This window comes from Actinoplanes sp. ATCC 53533 (assembly GCF_003947245.1).
The window spans coordinates 1-686 of sequence record NZ_QHHV01000635.1 but is presented as its reverse complement, the minus strand read 5'-3'; the positions used below and the strand labels follow the sequence as shown (position 1 = coordinate 686).

The following is a 686-nucleotide window of genomic DNA, read 5'->3' as shown; positions in this document are numbered from 1 at the left end:
TTTCGACACGCTGCGTGCGGTGGCGTTGGTCCGGGTCGTCGTCTATCACATGTTCCCTCTGCCATGGCTCGCGATGGTTTTTCCGTCGATGGGTGTGATGTTCGCTCTCGGCGGGTCCTTGATGGCCACCTCGATGCGGCGTTCCACCGAGCAGGCGATCACCGGCCGGCTGCGCCGGCTGCTGCCCGCGCTCTGGGTGATGGGCGCGCTACTACTCCCGGTGATGCTCGTAGCCGGGTGGCAGGACCGACCGCAGTGGCCGGCGTTGCTGCTGTGGCTGGTCCCGATCGTGGAACCTCCGACCGCCGGCTGGGCCGAGCCGGTCACCGGCGTGTTGTGGTACCTGGTCGCGTACCTATGGCTGGTGCTGCTCTCACCGTTACTGCTTCGGTGCTACCAACGTGCCCGCTTGATGACCGTGGGCACCCCGATCGCCGGGCTGGCCACTTTGGAGAACGCGCCGCCGATCCTGGGGGAGGCACTCGGCTCTGCCGCCACCGACGTGCTGACCTTCATGTCCTGCTGGGTGCTCGGCTTCGCGCACCGCGGCGGCGACCTCAAGCGCATCCACTTGGGCGTGCTGATACCCCTGGCAGCGACGCTGGTGGGAGCCGGACTGGCCTGGGAGATCACCCATCCAGGTGACGACGGCGTCGACCTGTCCGCGGAACCGGTGGCATACGCCG

Annotated in this window: 1 protein-coding gene; it reads left to right on the top strand. The window is 67.8% G+C overall.

Annotated features, from left to right (window positions below; all coding sequences use genetic code 11):
• Positions 1–49 precede the first annotated feature (49 nt).
• Positions 50–686: acyltransferase family protein (locus DMB66_RS60395; RefSeq protein WP_233625649.1), on the top strand; the 637-nt coding region annotated here is incomplete at its 3' end.